Raw genomic sequence first — 1,866 nt, forward strand, 5'->3', positions numbered from 1 at the left:
CACTCCCCCGCTGCCGACCGCCGCCGCGACCAAGGCCCCGCCCTACGCCGCCCGGGTGCAGAACGTCCTCACCAAATACCTCAAACCAACCCCGGAAAACCCCAAACACCCCGGGTACGCCGGAGCCGTCGCCCTCGTCATGGTCGACGGGAAAACCACCCTGCACACCGCCGTCGGCCACGCCCTGCGCTACAAAGCCGGCCCGGTCGAGCTACCCGCCGCGCAACGCGTCGCCGCCAAGCCGAACTCCATCTTCGACCTGGCCTCACTCACCAAGGTCTACACCGCGATCCTCGTCCTGCAACTCATCGAACAGGGCAAAGTCGACCTCACCGCACCCCTGCAGAAATACCTGCCCGAGTTCACCGGCACCGGCAAGGGCGCCGTCACCATCGCCATGCTCCTGGCCCACACCAGCGCCCTGCCCGTCGGCGCCAAAGTCACCGGCCTGCCCGACAACACCACCCGCTGGAAATCCGTGCTGACCACACCCCTAGTCACAGGCGGCGTGCCCGGCACCACCTTCCGCTACTCCAGTGTTGGACTGATGGTCCTCGGGCGCCTCGTCGAGAAGCTCACCGGCAAGACCCTCGACAAAGCGTTGCGCGACAACCTGCTCACCCCGCTCGGGCTCAAAGACACCGGCTTCCAGCCCTTGAAGTGGGTCGCCGACAAGCAGCGCTTGGTCGCCACCGACGCCCGTACCTCCCGCGGCCTGCTGCGCGGCACCGTGCACGACGACGTCTGCAACATCCTCGGCGGCGTCGCCGGACACGCCGGCATCTTCGCCACCGCCCACGACGTCGCCGTCATCGGCCAACTGCTGCTCAACGGCGGCACCTACAACGGCAAACGCCTGCTGTCCGCCGCCGTCGTCAAGAAAGCCCTGACTAACGTCAACCACGGCAAACCGGCCGTCGACGCCGACCGCCCGCACCGCACCGCCGACCACGGCCTCGGACTGGAGATCAACCAGAGCTGGTTCATGGGCAAACTCGCCTCGCCGACCACGTTCGGGCATACCGGCTTCACCGGGACGTCGCTGCTGGTCAGCCCGGCCCGCAGGACCGTCGTGGTGCTGCTGACCAACCGTGCCCACCCCAACTGGAGCTGGTCCAACCCCGACCCGCACCGTGTCGCCGTCCACAACGCCATCACGTAACGACCGCAGCAGCAGCAATCTCGGCGCGCTCAGACCAGGCTGGCACCTGGGACGCCCCACGATCCCCTCGTGGACACCACCTACCCGGCATACCGAGCAGAACACCCGCCCGCGTCTGGTCACCCCGCGCGGCCGGTCAACGACCACCGCCGCCTTAACACCGTCACACCAGCCGATCGACGAACCACCCCGACAGCCCGGGACAACCCCGGACAGCTTCCACACCCCTGCCACCACCAGCGATCATCAAGTCCCCGGCCCGAGTCAGCGAGCCCAAGCAAAGATCACCGTACGAGCGTTCGTGTCACCAACGTGTCACGATCATCCACAATAGACATCGATGCAGATCGGCCACGACGATCCTCGGGTCAGCTCGAGGGCCTAGCAAACCCGAGCACGTATCGCCAGCTCAACCCCGCGTTCCCGAAGAGAAGGACCACACAGCGACCCGAACCAGCACCGCACCGCAGAACCAGCAAGGAGGAACCGATCAACAAACGACCCGGTAAACCGTACGCACGTTCGGGCAAAAACGCGTGTCACGGAGATCCGGAAGCATCCACGGCCGGAAATGAAAAAGGCCAGCTAAGCTGGCCTTTCACAACGTCGGGCTGACAGGATTTGAACCTGCGACCCCTTGACCCCCAGTCAAGTGCGCTACCAAGCTGCGCTACAGCCCGTCCCCGCTCGCGGCCTAAGCCCCG

The 1,866-nt window shown here is 66.1% G+C and carries 1 protein-coding gene and 1 tRNA gene; one reads left to right on the forward strand and one right to left on the reverse strand.

From position 1 onward, the window contains the following. Nucleotides 1-1,162, forward strand: a 1,162-nt coding sequence (locus WAL33_RS10225) for a serine hydrolase domain-containing protein (RefSeq protein WP_422181025.1), incomplete at its 5' end; no start/stop codon positions are given. Nucleotides 1,163-1,768: 606 nt separating this feature from the next. Here the strand turns inward: WAL33_RS10225 and WAL33_RS10230 are convergent. Beyond that, a tRNA-Pro gene (locus WAL33_RS10230) sits at nucleotides 1,769-1,842 on the reverse strand. Nucleotides 1,843-1,866 lie beyond the last annotated feature (24 nt).

Source organism: Caulobacter sp. (genome assembly GCF_049283275.1).
Lineage (GTDB): Bacteria > Pseudomonadota > Alphaproteobacteria > Caulobacterales > Caulobacteraceae > Caulobacter.